Annotated in this window: 2 protein-coding genes; both read right to left on the minus strand. The window is 75.2% G+C overall.

From position 1 onward, the window contains the following. A partial coding sequence (locus tag B8460_RS17190; protein WP_048862845.1) for a glycosyltransferase occupies nt 1-181 on the minus strand: 181 nt, incomplete at its 3' end. Continuing rightward, a partial coding sequence (locus B8460_RS22300; RefSeq protein ID WP_158322961.1) for a hypothetical protein occupies nt 178-593 on the minus strand: 416 nt, incomplete at its 5' end. The genes B8460_RS17190 and B8460_RS22300, both read right to left, overlap by 4 nt.

The following is a 593-nucleotide window of genomic DNA, read 5'->3' on the forward strand; positions in this document are numbered from 1 at the left end:
GCAGCACGCGCAGGCCCGACGTGCCGGCCATGGCGCCGGACAGCGCGGCGGGCGCGCCGTCGGTGCTGCCGTCATCGACCACCCAGACCGGCGTCCAGTGCGCCAGCGCGGCGGCGACCGTCGGCGCCAGCAGCGGCCCCGCGTCATAGGCCGGGATCAGGACGAGATGCCGCGCGGTCACGGCGGCGTGCCGTCCAGCGCCGCCAGCGCCCGGCTGATCGCCGCATAATAGGCGTCATAGGTCGCGGCGAAGGCGGGATCGGTCATCCCCGCCGCCCGCCACGCGGCCAGCGGCCGGCGCGCGGCGAGGATGGCCCGGTAGCGGCCGGCGAAATACGCGGCGTTGCGGTCCGCGTCGATATAGCGGGGATCGGCGAAGATCCGGTCGAAATCGGGCTGGTACGAGCCGAACATGGGATCGTCGTAGAACGCGAGGCCGACATCGGTGTCGTAGATCGCGTTCGGCGTCTGCACCGGCCGCGCGAGCGCGAGCGCGCCCGCCCGCGCGGGCAGCATGCCCCAGTCGCGCAGCGACCGCCGGTCGGCCGCGTCGCGGAAGGCCGCCGCCGGATCGGCGGCCAACGCGTCGTTGG

It is taken from the genome of Acidisphaera rubrifaciens HS-AP3 (assembly GCF_000964365.1).
Taxonomy (GTDB): domain Bacteria; phylum Pseudomonadota; class Alphaproteobacteria; order Acetobacterales; family Acetobacteraceae; genus Acidisphaera; species Acidisphaera rubrifaciens.